Source organism: Ekhidna sp. (genome assembly GCF_965227465.1).
In the GTDB taxonomy this organism is placed as follows: Bacteria; Bacteroidota; Bacteroidia; order Cytophagales; family Cyclobacteriaceae; genus Ekhidna.
This window is the reverse complement of record NZ_OZ245746.1, coordinates 1,838,820-1,857,427: the sequence shown is the minus strand read 5'-3', so window position 1 is coordinate 1,857,427 and position 18,608 is coordinate 1,838,820. Positions and strand designations below refer to the sequence as shown.

Below are 18,608 nucleotides of genomic sequence, written 5' to 3'. Positions count from 1 at the left end.
TATTAATTGTTTTTTTTCATTTTAAGTGCACGTCGATACACTTGAGGTGAACTTATTACGATCATAAAAGTATCCCAAAATCTCACCCAATTATTAGGTCGGCTCTCATCTTTTTCCCGAGATTCAAAAAACTTAATTGTTTTCTTCAAGGTGTTGTCCAGTAAAGCCAAATACAATAATATGGTCATAAACCAGATAAAGCATATGTTAAAGTAGAAAGTAGAAACTTCAAGATTTCCCAAAATTTTGATTGGTGCATAAAAGTGTGCTCTACCGATATGGGAATAAGGTCTCATATAGACTGGATCTTTTTTCTGAATAAGTTGATCATCCCCCCGATATACCATGTCCAGGTGAGCTCGATTCATCAGTAAATCAGCCAAGAATTCGTTGTGATATTTCTGTTCCAGTTCAGCAAATCCTTCTCGTCCAAGTTCTTCGACCAAATCAGCATATAGTTTATCTCTTTTTTCCTGAGCCTTTAAATACTCTTTGGCAAAGTAATCTTTGGCATATGCCAGGTAGTTATTTAGTCTTTTGCCAATAGCGGTACTGAAGTACTCGGTATTTAGCTGATCCTCATATGGGAATTGACGCAAGCCATGTATTTCATTCAACGCCTTAATTTCATTTCTTAGGATTCTAAATAAACGCTCTTTATCGCTCCAGTCAGCACTGTCCCGAAGTATTTCATTGTTCACACTAATCATCTCCGGCACCATGAAAGATCGGTAAACTGAATTTTTACTAATGTCTTTATTTACTTCAAAGAAGTGATTTTCATAATCGTTATATCTAAACTGAGCGACTGCCAGCGCTTCATAAGCCCACCTGGATGCCATCATATCACCCACAACCGGGACATTCTTTTGATTATTCAACGTGTGATGTAGTTCATCAAACTTAATCATGGCCCCACCCAATAGCAGTTGAGGCACCAGAATAAATGGTATAAGAATGTAAATATTTATTACTGAATTAAGTGCTGATGAGATATTTAACCCGATCAGGTTAGCAAAGCAAGAAACGGTGAATAAGACAGCCCAATAGTAAATGGTCATCCCATGTATTTCCAGGATATAATTTCCCAGCAGCACAAAGGAAAGTGTTTGTATCGCCGACAGTACAAATAGGAATACTATCTTTGAATTGATATAGCTTAATCTTGAAAGATTAAGAAAGGACTCCCGTTCCAAAATTTGCCTGTCTTTATAAATTTCTTGTGCACTGACTGTAAGCCCCATAAAAAGAGACACAACAATGGACATAAATAGATAGACAGGGAGGTTGATGTTCTCGGAAAAAGCGTACACATTTTCAGGTGAGTATTTAGAAAAGAACCCTAATATGAAAGCTAAAAGCGGAGCTTCTAACATGTTGATTAAAACGTATTGGCGGTTCGAAATTTTAGCGAGTAGATTTCGCCTACTGAAGATTTTAAACTGCTCCCAACTATCCGGAATACGGAAATTGGTAGGAGGAAGGACTGATTCATATTTGAGATGGACCAACTTTGGTTGAATGTTTTCTTTGTACTTAGCATACCAAACAGAAGGATTCACTCTTCTTTTCTTAGTCGATCTACCTCTATCGTCAATTTCCCGGGCCTCAATTATTTGAAGTATTTGTTCGGGTATCACATTACCACATCTAGGACACTCGCTTTCTGCTGCATTTACCTGTGTATTCATCGTCTTGAAATAGACAACAGCATCAATGGGATTTCCATTGTAGATGGGATAACCACCCTTATCCAAAATCCATAATCGATCAAAAAGCTTGAATATTTCAGAAGAAGGCTGATGGATAATAGCTACCACCAGTTTTCCTTTTCGTGTCAGGTCCTTTAGAAGCAGCATCATCTTCTCAGAATCCATAGATGATAGGCCTGAGGTTGGTTCATCTACAAATAGGACCGAGGGTTCTCTCATCAACTCCAGGGCGATATTCAATCGTTTTCTTTGCCCTCCTGAAATTGTTTTATTCAATGGATCTCCTACTTTAAGATCTTTAATGTCCTCAAGATCCAAATCCTCCAATACTTTGTTGACAGTTCGATCGATTAAATCCTCCGAAAAATCACTAAAGCATGTTCTTGCATTGAAGTATAAGTTTTGATAAACCGTCAGTTCTTCAAAAAGGAGGTCGTCTTGCGGAACATAGCCAATTACTCCTTCTGTAGTTGCTTGTTCAATTGAAAATCCATTAATGTGAAGCCGTCCACTATCTAAAGGTATTTTGCCATTCAGAATATTTATTAGGGTAGTCTTGCCTGTACCACTACCACCCATTATTCCTACTAATCTGCCCGAATCCTCTGAAAACGAAAAGGGCTTTAACCCATTACTACTATTCTTAAATTTGAATTCGATTTTATCACCTGCAAGAACCACTCTGGTACTCGTTTCATCCTGAATAAACTTTCGCGTAACCTCAGACTCATAAATCGATGAAATGTTGGGTCCTTTGATGATCGATCCGGGTTTAAGGATATAAGACTTAGCAGGTATGACTTTAATCCCCTCCAAAAACAGATTTAATGGGCCATCGTATCGGAAAACGAATGTGTCCACACTCTTTAGATAGAGTACAGTTATTTTCCCAAACAAGTTTTGAACAAAAAGGTGACGGATTTCATTCGTGGATTTTTTCTTACGAATAATCCAGGCCATTTCTTCAGGCCATTCCGTTTGTTTATTGTCAATGATCAGTATCTTATCCTTACTGATTTCCTTTTCATCAGGATTTAATATAAAATTTTTAAGATTGACAACATCTTCCTGATCCAGATTGAAATTGAGAGCTACAAGAGCTGCAAATTCCTCTTCTTTAGCAGTTACTTTTTCGTCTGCTCGAATTAGCTCCATTAATTGCATAAAAACAATCAGTCTCTCGGACCTAAGGAGCTCTTTATTAAGTTGATTACAGATTTTGGCAATTTGAAGAATACTTGTGCTATCAATAGTGATGCCTTCAGCATCCTTTGCAGTTGGTTGTTCTTTGTAGAAGTTGAGGTAGTCGTAAAATAATTTTATGTACTCAGCGGTGAGTGTTTCATTATTGAGATTCTTTTGAAGGTAGGGGCGAATGACCAATTCTCCTGAATCAACGACACCAGTATCTTCTTTAGCACTTTCTATTATAGCAAAGAGATGAACTAATGCATTAATGATGGATTCGGTCATATTAGGTCTTAAAGATAAAAAAAGCCTCAACTGAAGGTTGAGGCTCTAAAAATATATTTTCAAAATCGATTATCCAACGATGTGATCCCTCATCTCTTTTACACTGTTGGCAATATCGTTGAATTGACCCTCAGTCATCTCTGTTCCATCTCCTAGTTGATCGTAAACAAGATTAATATATCTGAGGTTTGGAAGCACTTTAGATACGTTTTCATCATCCTGATGATTTTCCATGAGCTCAACAAGTTTAACAACCTGAGCTTTTTGATTAGCTAATACAGCCATCAACTCTCCCTTGTTTTCACTCATTTTCACAAGCTCGCATGTAATATGAAGTCCTTCTATCACACTACCGGCGATTACCAAAATGGAAGTTTTTTCTTCACCATTTTGATTTAGGTAATTATATGTATCGTAAAAGGATTCAGTTACAATGAAAATCAATGAATCAATATTGTCCATGTTATTTTCAATGCGTTGAGCCATTGATACATTAAAAGCGGATGTAATATTTAGGTCGTCAATCAACTTCTTAGAAACGTCTAGAAAATCTATTGTTTCCTGAGTTTTATCAAATGTTGCAGCATAACTCAGATCAGCACCATAAACTCCAAGGTTTGCTGCTTTTTGCCAGGTAGCAACGTACTGATCAGCTTTTGATGGATCATTTACTATATCAGGTGAATAGGTGGTATTAGCGTTTCCGAGCATTTGAGAGACCTCAAAAGCAGTTGGAAGTGGATAAGTGAATTCCTTTTCAACGAAACTTTCAATTTCTTCCTTTTTTTCAGCACTGGACTCCTCATTAGCCTTTTTGCCGCCTCCACAAGAGATTAAAAAGAATGCTGAGGTTAAAAATGAAATGTATACTAGATTCTTTTTCATGAGATTGGTTTGTTTATCGTCAATTCAAATTCAAGATTAATCTTTTAATCTTTTTCTTCAAACACTATTGCAGGTAAATTACCTTATTTACTTGATTTAAGTCCAAATTTTGATGAATGCCACGCTCTTTCATGCAAATAATAAAAAAGCATTTTTAATATGCTTTCCACAAAAGCAATGCCGGAAGCTTTCTGAATAGCTGCCGGATCCTCACGGAAGATAAAAAAAGCAATTAAAAAAGTGGTGACTGAAGCGATAATTCTCCACGTCAAAGTCTTATACAGATGCCTAATAGTACTTTTTATCTGAAGCTTTGTTGAAAACCAGGCTCTTTCATGGTAGTAGTATAGAATCATCTTAAGAACTGTTTCAATTAAAGCCACCCAAGAAGCCTTTTCTGTAGCGTTTGGATCTTCACTAAAAAAGATCATTGTAAGAATGAATGTAGTCCCAGTAGCTATAATCCGCCAGGTAATTGTCTTTGCGATATGTCTTTTTTGACCACTCATTTCGGGAAGCGGCAAAAATATGCTTAGAAATCAATTATTAGAGTAATCGCTCTTTAAATTCAGTATTTCGATTTGATTTTATCTGTATTTGAAGGTCTTGGTCATTTTACTGATATGGATTTAAGTGAATTTCATTTGTATATTGTTTTTAAAATGATCGATTTTTACACAAAATGTGCTAATGGCCTTAGGAAGTAACCTTACAAAAAAGGAACCGGAAGAAAACTCGCCTCCAGTTGACCCTCATTCAGAATCAAAAGAATCTGATTCAATTGAAACTATTGAGAGACAGGATGACTCCAAGGTTCAAAACGAAAGCGTAGATGAGGAATCTGTCAGCTATGAGCAGTTCTGTGTGTTTAAGGCTGGAGGTGAGGAATATGCGATCCCTATCAATTTGGTGAAGGAGGTGGTTCCTTATCCTGCAGTTTCTAAAATACCTCAAATGCCTCTGTATATTAAAGGTATGTCAAATGTTAGAGGAAACATATTTGGCGTGATGGATCTAAACCTCTTTTTTGGTGGTGATAAGCAGTCCAAAAATTTGGATGTAAAGTACCTTTTGGTCATTGATCATGAAAAATACCATATGGCCATTGAAATCCCGGAGGTACCGGATACACTAATGGCTTCCGAGAATATGATAGAAAAGCTCTCATCCACTAGATTAAAATCCAAAATAGGACAGAAATATTTAAAAGGAATTATTAAAAAAGATCGAAGGATGATCATCCTATTTGATATATTAGGAATAATTTCAAGCGAGAAGTTCACTGTTGCTGGCTGACACTTTATAGTATTTACAATACCAATATGCTTAAAAATTTTACGATCCGCAGAAAAATGATGTTGTTCATTCTTGGACTAACCATCATAATCTACGTACTCTCGCTGGGATACATTAGCTACAATTTGAGAAGTAATGCCATTTCGGAAGCAGAAAATCTGGCAGATTCTTATGCACTGCAGAAGGCAAACGAAATAAAAGCAATTATAGATGAGGATTTAGCAGTTGCGCGGATCATGGCAGAGACGGTGGAAGAGTATACTTTAATGCCTGATGAGCAGCGTAATTCTTTAAGAAAAACCTTTCTAGATAATGTCCTTTTGCTTTACCCGAAGTATGATGCTACCTGGATGAGTTGGCAGTTAGAATTTATAGATCCAGATTGGAATCAAAGCTACGGCCGAGAGCGGTTTAACTCCTACATGGATGGAGGTGAAGTGAAGTCATCCTTAGAGCTGGCTGAACTTGACGGTAGCAAGGCAAGTGCCATTTACGAAGAGTTTAAAGCTGATGATAGTATGATTGAGCTCTTGAGTGAACCCTATTGGTACCTCGATTATGACTATTCGTCCGAAACAAGGGATTCTTTATTAGGGATCTCACCAACAGTAAGAATTGAAGTAAATGGCAAGTTTGCAGGGGTAGTGGGAACAGACATGTCAGTTGAGGATTTTCAAGGGATTTCAGATGTAGACTTTTATAAAAATGCGTACGCCTTACTTGTGTCTAACGGAGGGATTATAACCGCACATAAAAACGCAAACCTTTTTAACCAGCCAATGGACACTCTCAACATTATCAAAGAGAGTAATTTAGATATCTCAGCTAAAATGGAAGTAGGCGAGCCTTTCTCCTATAGAGCTCATGATGAATCGCTAAATGATAATGTATATGTGTCATTTGCCAGCATTCCAATTGGAAGGACAGACGATACCTGGTGGGCCGTTTTCGTAGTTCCGGTTTCTGAGATAACAGCTGCATTTAATGCTACATTAAGATATACACTTTTAATCGGTCTGATAGGCCTGGTAATTCTTACATATACAATTTGGAAACTGGCTGGAAGTATAACTGATTCCCTGGATGAGTCCAGCAATTTGTTGAAAAACCTTGCTAAGGGAGTATTAGATAATTCATTATTAATTAAGAAAAAATCTAATGATGAACTGGGTGATATAGCTGAATCTGTCAACAAACTATTAGAAGAACTTCGAAAAAAGGCTGAATTCTCACGCCAAGTTGGGGAAGGTAACCTAAATGCTGATTTTGAAATATCGGGAGAAAATGATGTCCTTGGGGCTTCATTGATCATGATGAGAAATAATCTTAGATCTGTGATTGATGAAACCAATGAGGTTGTGAAGCACGCGGAGGTTGAGGGAGACTTGACCTCTCGAATGAATCCTGAAGGAAAAGGAGGAGCGTGGAAAGAGCTAAGTGAATCAATTAATAATCTTTTGGAATCTGTTTCCAAGCCGTTTGCCATTTTAAATGAAATTGCCAACCGAATGGCAGAAGGAGACCTGACGGTCAGGTATACAGAAGAGGCTAAGGGAGATATTTTGAATCTTGCCGAGAATCTTAATAAAGCGCTCGACAATCTCGATGAACTTCTGGATGGAATAGTACAAAATGCCAATATCATTGGTGATTCTTCTCTTGAAATGCTTTCTGCAAGTGAAGAAATGAATACAAATACTGGGGAGATTGCTTCTGCAATAGCTGAGATGAGTAGTGGAGCTCAAACGCAAGTAACAAAAGTCGATGAATCATCTAACCTGGTTGAAAGTATTCAAAGAGCGGCCAGCATCATGAGTAATCAAGCGGAGGAAATTAATAGTGCTGCACACAAAGTGTCCGAGAGCTCAGAAAATGGACTGAAAATGGTGAATAAAGTCGGATTCAGCATGAAAGACATAAAGGCGTTCGCTAATGAAACGGATAAGTCTATTCAGGTTTTAACCGATAGGTCCAAGGAAATTACCCGAGTACTAGGAATAATCACAGACATAGCGGCTCAAACAAATCTTTTAGCACTTAATGCTGCGATAGAAGCAGCTCAGGCTGGCGATGCAGGACGAGGTTTTGCAGTAGTTGCTGAAGAAATCAGAAAGCTTGCAGAAGACTCGCGCACATCCGCAAGGGAAATTGAAAAACTCATTACTGACGTACAAAATGATACAGCTGCCGCTGCAAAAGTCATTGAAGTAATGAATGAAAGTATTTTAGGTGGAGAGAGTGCATCCAATGATGCTTCTGAAGCTTTTAGAGAGATCGCTACCTCCTCCAATCAGAATTTAGAGATATCAAAACAGATTCTTGATGCAACCAACGAACAGATGGAAAGCATAAAGAATGTAGTTAGCATTACAGAAGGCATTGTCGTGATTGCTGAAGAGACTGCAGCTGGCACAGAGCAGGTAGCTAGTTCTGCTACGGAGCTATCTGCAGGAATGGAGAGTTATACTCAAAAATCAGAAGAAGTGACCGAGATTGCCCGCAAACTAAAAGATAAGGTTGGCACCTTTAAATTGTCTAATTAATTGATAAATATCTCAGTTGATAAAAATTGGTATTAGCTAACAATTAGGCTATACTTCAGTTTTTTTTCCTTTCAACACCATTTTCGTGCTATTTATCGAACTATCATAAGGATTTCATTTTCTCTATGCTATACTTGTTTTATTATCATTTGATAATAACTAACAGTTGTTTGTAATACTTTAACCATTAATCATAGAGAAATGAAGAAAAATTTCCTGACAAAAAGAGTTTTCTATTCCTTCTTTACAATTTTATCATGCACATTCGTGATGGCTCAAGATGATGATTTTGATGCTACTGTAGATGAGGATAAGAAAAAAACAGCAACGGGTGGGTTTGGTGCCGACCTTGCTAAGAACGTTAGCTTTGTAAATTTCAACGGGTACATAACGAATGAGTTTTTCTCAGCCCAAGGAGCTAACACCACATTTGACAATCACTACTTCAATATTTTTATATCGTCACAACTGACAGATAGAATATTTATTGAAGGACAGCTTGAATATGAGCATGGTGGAAAAGACATTGATGTAAGATATGCCTATGCAGATTACAAAGTTTCAGAAGCATTTGTTATTCGATCAGGTAAGTTCCTGGTACCAGCAGGTCAATTCAATGAATATCTATATCCTGAATACTTGAACAAGACTGTAAGTAGGGCTTATGTCAATAGAGAGATTGCTCCATCTGCCTGGGGTGAGGTAGGAGTTCAGGTTCGTGGTAGATTAGGTGATAATTCAGAGATGACTCCATTCTATGCTGTTTATGTAGTAAACGGACTAAATGGAGATTCAGGATCTGGAATTAGAGACCTAAGAGGAAACGATAGAGATACCAAAGGTGGAAATGACAACAAAGCATTTGGTGGAGCTTTTGGTGTTGATTTCGGTGATGACATCACCGTTGCGGCAAATTATTACAGTGGAAAATACACGCCGGATAATGAACTGAACCTTGCAATCCTTGGTGCTTCTTTTTACATGAACAAGGAAAAGTACAGTTTGTGGGGTGAGTATCACATGGCTAACCAAGAGGCTTATAATGATGCTACCGATCCAACATCAGGATTTACAGAGTTGAAAAAGAATGGCTTCTATGTTCAAGGTGGTTACATGATAACAGACAAACTGGAACCAATCCTTCGATACGATGCAATTGCGTTAGACGGAGCACCGGATGCGGACAGAAGCAGAATAACACTAGGAGCGAATTATTACCTGGCTGAGACTGCCGTCGTGAAAGTAAACTACGAGTTGGTTAGCGACGATGGAGCCGACTTGGATGATAATGTATTCGGCGTTCAGTTGTCCGTTGGATTTTAATTAAGGAAATCATGCGAAGCATTATAATATGTATTGCTGTTGTGCTGATTTCTGGATTTGGAATGAAAACCACAGCCCAGGTAAACAAATTTCAGGCTCTCTATCTTGTGAATTTCACAAAAAATTTAGATTGGCCAGGAGATAAAGTAACCATAGGTGTGGTTGGCAATACCAAAGCCTTAATTGAACTTGAGTCTTTAGCCGCCAAGTATCCGGATATTTCTCTAAAGAAAATATCTGGAAGTGAATCTATTTCGGATTGTAATTTGATTTTTTTACCATCAGCTCAGAGTAGAAACTTTTCCTTGATCCAAGGAAAAATCGGGAACTCAGCTATTGTTTTAGTAGCAGAAGATCAAAACCTGATATCAGATGGAGCGGAGATGGCCTTTTATATGGAAGGCAATAAACTCAAGTTTTTAATTAATAAATCAGAACTGGACAAAGCTGGTGTTTCAGCCACTGATAAACTTTTATCTGTTGCGAAAGTTGTAAACTAGCAATGGATCATTCAAGCTTTAATCAAGGCAGCCAATTTTATTGGCAGCCTTGATTTATACCTGTAAGTTTAATAAGCCACAACCTAAAACTTCCCCATGAAAGAACGACTAATCAAAATTTTCGGAAGATTTAATATTGCCAAAAAGATTGCGCTGAGTAGTTTAATTGTCATTATTCTTGCTGCAGTTAGCGGGATATACAGTTTAGTAACTCTCCGATCTAGCCGTATTATAGATAATCAAATCACGAGTGATTATTATCCATTGACAAGTAACCTTAAAGATTTTGAAGATCTGGTTGCAAACACCAATAGTTTATCTACGAACTGGATGTATTTGCCCAATCCGGCAGATAAAGCAGCACTTAATGAGATTGAAAATTCAGAATACCCATTTCTGAAAAAAGAAATACTATCCCACGTACATGTATTGGGAGAAGATCATCAGGCAAGAATAAATAAGGCGCTCAACTCTTTTGAGGAAATCTTTGAAAGTGTTCGGGAGTTAAAGAATGGACTCAGTTCGGATGAAGCTTATCAAGACGATTTTTTGATGTTTGAATTAATTCCACTTCTGGACGATCAGATATCAGAGCCTCTTAAGACTTTGCGTGTCAGTGTAATTGAGTGCACTATGTTAGTGCAAACACGATCTGATGAATTGATTGAAGCAAAGTTTAATTCCTTCGATGGAGTTGAAACCGTAATCATTATAATGACGCTGATGGCGATTGTTATTGGTGCTATTACCACTTATTTGACAACCAGGAGAATAGTGGGACCAATAACCAAAGTAAATAGCTTGATTACTCAAATGAGTCGTGGAGAGCTTCCGGAGTTCGAAGCGAGAGAAACCAATGATGAAATTGGAGATATGATTTCCTCAATGAAAATCTTGCGAGAAGGACTTTCAAGCACAGCACAATTTGCAGATGATATTAAACGGGGAGACCTAAATACAGATCACGAATTATTGAGTGAAAATGACATTCTTGGGCACGCATTGGTCTCTATGCGAGATAACCTAAAAAGTGTGATTGATGAAACTAATTCTATTGTATTACTTGTAGCGGAAGAGGGAATTCTGGATAGAAGGTTAGCGACCGATGAAAAGGAAGGTGCCTGGAAAGATATAGCTGATTCAATCAATAGGCTTTTTGAATCCATTTCACGTCCTATTAAACCAATGAGTCAGATTCTTGAAGCTGTGGCGTCAGGAGATCTTTCAGTAAGGTTTGAGGATGATTTGAAAGGTGATTTTAAAAAACTAACCGACAGCTTAAATTTTGCATTAAAAAATTTAAATACTTTTCTTAGCGATATTAGGATCAACGCTAACGTAATTGATGAGTCAACATCGGAAATGTTGTCTAGTGGTGAGGAGATGTCATCCAGTACAGGAGAAATAGCCAGTGCAATTTCGCAAATGAGTCATGGCGCTCAATCTCAAGTTCAAAAAGTAGATGAATCTTCTCAGTTGGTAGAAAATATATTGACCAGCTCGAAGGATGTTTCTTCAAATTCTGAAGGAATTAATAAAGCAGCAAAAAAAGGAGTTGAGAATAGTCAGAAGGGTACAACAATGGTCGAAAATGTCACTGCCAGTATGAATGAAATTATGGGAGTTTCAAGTTCTACCAATGAGTCAATGCAAGTGCTTTTGCAACGGTCAAAGGAAATAGAACGAGTGTTGGGCGTCATCACAGATATTGCATCACAAACAAATTTATTAGCGTTAAATGCAGCGATTGAGGCAGCACAGGCAGGAGATGCAGGCAGAGGGTTTGCTGTGGTAGCAGAAGAGATTAGAAAATTGGCAGAGGATTCCAGAAGCTCAGCTAAAGAAATCGAGAGCCTCATATCAGGCGTTAGTAATGACACAGAGAAAACGGCAAGAATGATGGAAGCCATGAGTCAAAGCGTTGCTAAAGGTGTAGAGGCATCCAGCGAGGCATCAACCGTTTTTGAAGAAATGTCTACCTCCTCAACCCAAACGCTCACGTACTCAGAAGAAATTTTAAAATCGGGTACCGAGCAATCAGAAAAGATCAAGGATGTTGTGACAATCACGGAAGCGATCGTGGTTATTGCAGAGCAAACATCTGCTGGAACCGAAGAAGTTGCATCCTCAGCTACTCAATTATCAGCCGGAATGGATAGTTATATCAAAAAATCTAAGACACTTAACGATATTTCACTAAAATTAAAAGAAGGATTAAGTAAGTTCAAATTATCTTAATCGTTCGAAACTATGCCAGTTATATCAATTGTAAATCAAAAAGGGGGTACAGGTAAAACTACAACCACTATAAATCTAGGAAGTGCACTCGCATCGCTTAATAAAAGTGTGCTGGTAATTGACATGGATTCACAAGGGAATCTGGGTTATAGTTTAGGTTTGGAAATTGATAAGACCATTTCAGATGTTTTTAATTCGGAAGCATCTATTAATGAAATTGTGGAAAGTAGCGAAGGCATGCATGTGGCCCCTTCAGATATGCGACTGGTTGATATAGAATTATCTCTGATCGATTTAGATGACAGACATACTATATTGCATAGAAATTTAGCGAAGCTTTCTAATAGCTATGACTATATTCTGATCGACTGTCCTCCGTCATTATCAATTCTGGCAGTCAACGCATTGTTTGCATCTGATTTAGTCATTATTCCAATGCTGATGGAGGTACTTAGTTTGCAAGGGCTGGACCAAATTATTCATACCATCGCAAAGATCAACAAGACCTATAAGAGGAGTCTTGAGGTTCTGGGGGTTTTACCTGTGATGGTCGATAAAAGACGCAAGTTAAGTGAAGAAGTAAAGGATTATATTAATGAAAATTACGACTTACGAATTTTTGAATCCATGATTCGAAACAATGTTAAAGCATCTGAAGCTCCTTCATTTGGCCAAAGTGTCATTGAATATGCACCCTCATCCAATAGTGCAAAGGATTATATGCAATTTGCAAAAGAAGTAGTGAAATTAATTAAGTAGGCAAATGGCTTTAGGTAAGAATCTTAAAAAGAAAAAGCTTATTCCCTCTGAAGAAGAGGTCAAACCCGCTAAACCCAAAAGAAAAAGCAAACCAGTTCAAAAACAAACCAAACTGATTGCTAAAAAGAAGCCTATTGAAAAGTCTAAGGCAAGAAAGCAACCTAAAAAACCCACGGTTAAGACCAAGCCAAAAGTAAAGGAGCCGGAGATTGAAGTTGCGAAAACATCATCTTTTGCAATTCCTTCCTACATAGCGAGTGAGTTAAACGAGAAAAAGAAGGTTTTACGGGAAAGGTATAAACAGGAAATACAAAGCATAAAAGGTCATGAACTCCAATTCGTTTCTTTTGAGATAGGTAAGGAAACATATGCAGTTGGAATTGAGGACGTAAAAGAGGTTGTTCCGCTCCCAAAACTTTCTGAAACTCCAAATACTCCAAAACACATAAAAGGATTGGCAAATGTAAGAGGCAGTACTTATGTAGTTTTTGATCTTGCCAAGCGATTCAATCTGATGGAAGAAAGGGAGCCCGTATACCTCTTAATTTTAAATTCCACTGATATTAAAGCAGGGTTAATATTACCCGTTTTACCTTCTACCTTTAAATCCAACGGAAATTTGATATCATCTGAATTACAATTGATTGAAGATGCATCTCTTGATGTCTCTTACATAAAAGGGATTATTCAGCAGCAGGAAAAATTGATATTCTTTCTTGATGCGATAGAAATGCTTAAAAACGATAAGGCAGTTGTGGTTCCGGACCAATTAATTAATGAAGGCAAATGAGTAATAGCAAGCTCAAAATATTGGTTGTAGAGGATTCTGCCTTCATGCGATTGCTGATAACGGACCTACTTTCAGATGACAATCAGCTTGAGGTAATAGGTACAGCTGTAAATGGACTTGAAGCTATAGAAAAGGTAAAGGATTTGAAGCCTGATATTGTGCTTCTTGATCTCAATATGGCAGATTATGATGGCCTATATGCGATTAAAGGTATAATGAATGACCGGCCGACCCCCATCCTGATATTAAGCTCGGTTGGTAACACAAACCTGCAACCAGTTTTTGATGCACTTAAGCACGGAGCAGTTGATTACATTAACAAGCCGGATCGCAACAAATCCAAAATGAGAGAGCTTCAAGTGGAGCTCATTCAAAAGATAAAAAGTACTTCCAGAGCAAAGCCTAAAAAAGTTAATATCAGCAAGGCTAAGGTTGAGGTAGTAGCCAAGAAACGAAGAAAAAAGTCTGACTATGACCTGATAGCTATCGGTGCATCAACTGGTGGACCTACGGCAATAGAACGTGTCATTTGTTCATTACCGGCAGATTTTGATATTCCCATTATCGTATGCCAGCATATGCCTGCTATATTCATTCCGCAGTTTGTTCAGCGATTGGGAGCCTTGACTTCATTAGAGGTTGTGGCTGCTACTAAAGGTATGGAACCTACCCCGGGTGTTGTTATTTTTTGTCCAGGTCATGCCAATTTAATATTGTCAGGAGATACCAAAAGTCCGTCTATTGACTTTACTGATAAAGTCTATCGCGAGTATAACAAGCCCTCCATAAATGCGATGATGCAAAGCGCAGCTGTTATTTATGGTAAAAAAATGGTAGGTGTACTACTAACAGGAATGGGTAAAGATGGAGTTAATGGTATGAAAGACATCCATAATTCGGGTGGTAGGACAATTGCACAAAATAAGGAAAGTAGTGTAATCTACGGTATGCCTAAAGCAGCTTTTGAAGCTGGAGCAGTTGATGAAGTACTAGATATAAGAGAAATTGGAAATTACTTAGTTAATAATTTATAGTGTCATCCAAGGAAGAAGAATATCGTCAATTATTTCTAACAGAAGCTCTTGAAAATTTTGAAGAGCTCAATCGTCTATTTGTTAATCTGGAAAAAGACCATACTAACAAAAAGACCATCGCCAACATTTTCCGAATTGTACATACTTTAAAAGGGAATGCAATGGGAATGGGATATGACAAGATAGCCGATCTATCTCATACGGTGGAGGATGTATTTGGAGCCATTAAAAGTGGGCAAATTCCATTAGATGCTGAGCTGGTCGATGCGCTTTTCAGAGCAAATGATAAATTGGGAGGCCTAATCAATGCCATTACTTCCGGCGAGCGAATCAGTTTTCTTGGTATTAAAACCAAACTGGCAGTATACCTTAAAAATGCGCTGGAAGAAAATGAGGGAATTGAGCCGGAGCAGTCAGCAGAATCAGAAATACCAGCTCCTGAATCGCAGGAAAGTGAAGCTGCAGGTCAAGAAAACAGTAGCATTCAATTTGCGGATGTGGTACAAATTCCTGTAAAAAAGATGGATAATCTCCTCAACATGGTAGGTGAGCTTGTCATAGAGAGGGATCGCTTAATCTCATTATTTGGAGAGGAAGGCAAAAGCACATTAGAGTTTGAAAGAATAAAGCGAATTTCTTCAAATCTTCATTACGGAATCATGAACGTCCGAATGGTTCAAATGGGCTTTCTATTTAATAAATTCCATCGTGTATTGAGAGATGCTGCATCCACAGAAAAAAAAGCAGTGGAATTAGTGCTGAAAGGAACTGAAGTTGAGATCGATAGAAATATCCTCAAGATTATTAGTGATTCTATGGTTCATCTCGTACGAAACGCAGTAGGACACGGAATAGAATCTGTTGCTGAAAGGAAAAACTCAGGTAAGGCACTCACAGCAACAGTTACGCTGGATGCTAAGCTGGAAAAAGATAGTGTCGTGATAACAGTTTCCGATGATGGAAAGGGAATCGATCATCAAACGATAAAAGAAAAAATTGTCCGTCAGAAAATGGTGTCAAAAGATGTTGCTGATAAGCTTACTGAGACAGAGGTCATCAGATACATTTTTGAGCCGGGATTTTCCAGTGCCGATAAAGTCACCGAAATTTCAGGTAGAGGTGTTGGAATGGACGTGGTAAAAAAGGCCGTTGAGTCGATAGGAGGTCAGGTTTTAGTTGAAACAGAACTTGGTATTGGAACTTCCATTCACTTGGTTTTACCTTCTTCATTGGCATTAAAAGGGGCATTGTTGTTCGAAGTGAATAAACAGGATTATGCGATTCCATTAGCTTACATTGATTCCGTGACGTATTTGAATAGAGAAGATATTCATCATGTAGGAGATAGTCTTATGGTCGATTATCAAGATAAGTCGCTCCCGGTGATATTCTTGGGTGGATTATTGGACGTTCAAAATACGAGTGATATTGATCAAACTCAAATAGGCCAACTCAGGCTGAAGGAGGTGGAAAACGATGAACAATTTAATGTGATTGTGACTACCCACTCTGGTAGGTTACTTGGGTTGATTGTCGATCGCCTACAAAGGCAAAAAGAAATAATTGAAAAAAAATTACCTAAACCACTGGATTCCAGCAAGTTGCTGAGTGGGACTACAATACTAGGATCTGGAAATGTTTGCCCTGTTTTAGACGTTGCGTCTATTATGGATACTTTATTTCAATCTTCCACCAAAACAGGACAATCATAGGAACTATAACAACCGATATGATCAGCGATGAGGAGCTCACCGCTCTGATGCAGGCGATCAATAATAGATATGGTCTGGATTTCACCAATTATGAGCGTACTTCTCTGAAGCGAGGAATTGTTCGATTGATGATGAAGAATAAGATGGAATCAATCATCGAATTGTGGTCATTGGTTCTAAAGGATAATGAATTTTTTCAATTAACCATTGATGAGTTATTGGTGAATCTAACGGAGCTGTTTCGCAATCCGGATGTATGGATCAAGCTTCGGGAGATGGTTATTCCTGAAATTGAGAACAAGTCATTAAATATTTGGCATGCGGGATGTTCTACAGGTGAGGAAGTTTATACCATGAATATTGTACTGGAAACACTGAATCTCTTAAATAAATCGAAACTTTTAGCAACAGATTTAAGCAAAAAGGCACTCAATAAAGCCAAAAAGGGAGAATACTCATTAGTTACCTTAAAGCAGTACCTGGTTCCTTTTCTTAAGTTTTTCCCGAATAGGGAAATGAGTGATTATTTCGATTTCCATGATAAACATGCTAATATCAAGTCCAAATACGCTACTAACGTGACTTTTAAGAGGCACAACTTGGTCATGGATAAAATGGATGGAAAGTACGATATCATCTTTTGCAGAAATGTGATGATTTACTTTGACGATAGCCTTAAAAAAAGAGTTTTAGACCTTCTACACAGCAGTCTGAAGGATAACGGGTATCTCATTATAGGGTATTATGATATAATGCCTGATTATGGTAAAACGAAGTTTAGCATTTACGATGTTAGAACCCGCATATATAAAAAAATTTCGCAACCTAAATAATAGCTTATGCGAGTACTTATAGTTGACGATTCTACATATATCAGATCAAGCCTTCGCTCACTACTCACTGAAAATGGTTATGAAGTAATAGGAGAGGCAAAAAATGGGGAAATGGCCATTGATTTGGCACTAGACCTAAAGCCAGATGTCATTACGTTAGATAATATTTTACCAGACATGACAGGTCTAGACGTACTAAAGACAATAAACACAGATGACTTTACAGCCAAAGTGATTATGATAAGTGCTGTGGGGCAACTTTCAGCGATTGTGGATGCAAAGGAAAATGGGGCTTTGCATTATCTGGTTAAACCATTTAATAACTCAGAATTAATCGGCATTTTGAAGGAACTCGATGAACAATTCTAATGGTTCGCCTAAAAGTTTCCTAGGATAGGAAATAAAGCACTATTTTGAGACCCCAACTATAAAAGACTTAAAAGAGAACTAAAGATGATAGCAAACTTGAACGACTCGGAGATGAAAGTAGCCACAAAATTGATTTTCGATGGATTATCAATGGCAAAGGCCTCCATGGAGCAAATTTTGCAAAGCCCGATCAATATTGAGCAGATAGATTATGTAAATGCGGAACTTGATATGGAGAGATTCGGAGGCCCTGATCAAGAAGTGCATCTAATAAAAACAGAGCTTATGGGTGAGCTGAAAGGCACCAGCCATTTAATTTTTTCTGAGAATGAAGTAGCCAAACTCTATGAGGCCTGTTTGCCAGAAAAAATAGCTAAAGATGATTCTCAGGAAAGCACCATCATGAAGCTTGGCTTTCTGACAGAAATAGACAATATGGTGTCGGCAGCTGTCATAACAGAGTTCTCTAATAAGCTTGACGTAGAAATATACGGGAATGTCCCGTCACTAAAAGTTTTAAAAGCAACGGAATTAAATGATTTTATAGTTAAAGAATCCAGCGAATTCGAGTCAATAATTCATTTTAAGGCAGTTTTTCATGGAAAAGAACTAGATATTTGTCCTGACTTTATTTGGGTATTTCATAATAAGTTTGTGGATAGAATTAAGGATCTCGTTTAGTTACTCATTATCACCCTATTACACTGCTAGTCGGTGAATCGTTTTAAAATAAAGTGATAAAAACAGTAATAAAAAGAAAAAAATGAGCAAGACAGTATTAATAGTAGATGACTCCATTTATATGCGGTCATTGATAAAGTCTGCAATGGAAGGTGCAGGTTTTGAAGTAGTGGGTGAAGCCCAAAATGGTGAAAGTGCAATAGACCTTGCGGTTCAATTGCAACCCGATTTGATTACCTTGGATAATATCCTACCTGATATGATGGGTTTTGAAATACTGAAAGTATTGAAAGATGAGGAGGTACCCTCCAAAGTAATCATGGTAAGTGCAGTAGGTCAACAAACTGTTGTCAATAAAGGCATATCATTGGGAGCTTCAGAGTATATTGTGAAACCATTTACCGAAGAAGATTTACTTAAGGTCGTGGAAAAAGTATTAGCATAGGAATCAGCACCCTAC

At 37.8% G+C, this 18,608-nt stretch carries 16 protein-coding genes; 13 read left to right on the top strand and 3 right to left on the bottom strand.

The genetic code is table 11. From position 1 onward, the window contains the following. Nucleotides 1–2: 2 nt before the first annotated feature. From ACO05G_RS08195 to ACO05G_RS08185, 3 genes are all read right to left on the bottom strand, one after another. Nucleotides 3–3,185, bottom strand: coding sequence for an ATP-binding cassette domain-containing protein (locus tag ACO05G_RS08195; protein ID WP_348282208.1), 3,183 nt, complete (start codon nt 3,183–3,185; stop codon nt 3–5). 69 nt (nt 3,186–3,254) lie between these two features. Then, complete coding sequence (locus ACO05G_RS08190) at nt 3,255–4,070, bottom strand: hypothetical protein (protein ID WP_348282209.1); 816 nt, start codon at nt 4,068–4,070, stop codon at nt 3,255–3,257. An 83-nt stretch (nt 4,071–4,153) separates the two neighbouring features. After that, nucleotides 4,154–4,579 (bottom strand): DUF2061 domain-containing protein, encoded by a 426-nt coding sequence (locus ACO05G_RS08185; protein ID WP_421765519.1) that lies wholly within the window; start codon nt 4,577–4,579, stop codon nt 4,154–4,156. Between the two features lie 181 nt (nt 4,580–4,760). On the opposite strand from ACO05G_RS08185, the gene ACO05G_RS08180 reads away from it, so the two are divergent. From ACO05G_RS08180 to ACO05G_RS08120, 13 genes are all read left to right on the top strand, one after another. Then, the gene (locus ACO05G_RS08180) at nt 4,761–5,366 is read left to right on the top strand and encodes a chemotaxis protein CheW (RefSeq protein ID WP_421765518.1); all 606 of its coding nucleotides are present in this window, start codon (nt 4,761–4,763) and stop codon (nt 5,364–5,366) included. A 26-nt stretch (nt 5,367–5,392) separates the two neighbouring features. Next, nucleotides 5,393–7,909, top strand: coding sequence for a methyl-accepting chemotaxis protein (locus ACO05G_RS08175; protein WP_421765517.1), 2,517 nt, complete (start codon nt 5,393–5,395; stop codon nt 7,907–7,909). Between the two features lie 201 nt (nt 7,910–8,110). Next, entirely contained in the window at nt 8,111–9,232 is a 1,122-nt protein-coding gene (locus tag ACO05G_RS08170) for a hypothetical protein (RefSeq protein WP_421765516.1), read from the top strand. 11 nt (nt 9,233–9,243) lie between these two features. Further along, nucleotides 9,244–9,732 (top strand): YfiR family protein, encoded by a 489-nt coding sequence (locus ACO05G_RS08165; RefSeq protein WP_348282214.1) that lies wholly within the window; start codon nt 9,244–9,246, stop codon nt 9,730–9,732. A gap of 96 nt (nt 9,733–9,828) precedes the next feature. Further along, nucleotides 9,829–11,970: a methyl-accepting chemotaxis protein gene (locus ACO05G_RS08160; protein WP_421765515.1), complete on the top strand. Its 2,142-nt coding sequence runs from the start codon at nt 9,829–9,831 to the stop codon at nt 11,968–11,970. Nucleotides 11,971–11,982: 12 nt separating this feature from the next. Continuing rightward, nucleotides 11,983–12,729 carry a ParA family protein gene (locus tag ACO05G_RS08155; protein ID WP_421765514.1) on the top strand — a complete coding sequence of 249 codons (747 nt, stop codon included), beginning with the start codon at nt 11,983–11,985 and terminating at the stop codon, nt 12,727–12,729. A 4-nt stretch (nt 12,730–12,733) separates the two neighbouring features. After that, on the top strand, nt 12,734–13,519 hold the full coding sequence (locus ACO05G_RS08150) for a chemotaxis protein CheW (protein ID WP_421765513.1): 786 nt from the start codon (nt 12,734–12,736) through the stop codon (nt 13,517–13,519). Continuing rightward, nucleotides 13,516–14,553, top strand: coding sequence for a chemotaxis-specific protein-glutamate methyltransferase CheB (gene cheB / locus ACO05G_RS08145; RefSeq protein WP_421765512.1), 1,038 nt, complete (start codon nt 13,516–13,518; stop codon nt 14,551–14,553). The genes ACO05G_RS08150 and cheB overlap by 4 nt, the downstream gene beginning before the upstream one ends. Continuing rightward, nucleotides 14,553–16,265, top strand: a complete 1,713-nt coding sequence (locus tag ACO05G_RS08140; protein ID WP_421765511.1) for a chemotaxis protein CheA — start codon at nt 14,553–14,555, stop codon at nt 16,263–16,265. The genes cheB and ACO05G_RS08140 overlap by 1 nt, the downstream gene beginning before the upstream one ends. A 17-nt stretch (nt 16,266–16,282) precedes the next feature. Beyond that, nucleotides 16,283–17,098 carry a CheR family methyltransferase gene (locus ACO05G_RS08135; protein WP_421765510.1) on the top strand — a complete coding sequence of 272 codons (816 nt, stop codon included), beginning with the start codon at nt 16,283–16,285 and terminating at the stop codon, nt 17,096–17,098. Between the two features lie 6 nt (nt 17,099–17,104). Continuing rightward, entirely contained in the window at nt 17,105–17,467 is a 363-nt protein-coding gene (locus ACO05G_RS08130; protein ID WP_421765509.1) for a response regulator, read from the top strand. An 84-nt stretch (nt 17,468–17,551) separates the two neighbouring features. Beyond that, nucleotides 17,552–18,148 carry a hypothetical protein gene (locus tag ACO05G_RS08125; protein ID WP_348282222.1) on the top strand — a complete coding sequence of 199 codons (597 nt, stop codon included), beginning with the start codon at nt 17,552–17,554 and terminating at the stop codon, nt 18,146–18,148. An 82-nt stretch (nt 18,149–18,230) separates the two neighbouring features. Continuing rightward, entirely contained in the window at nt 18,231–18,593 is a 363-nt protein-coding gene (locus ACO05G_RS08120) for a response regulator (protein ID WP_348282223.1), read from the top strand. The last annotated feature ends 15 nt before the right edge of the window (nt 18,594–18,608 follow it).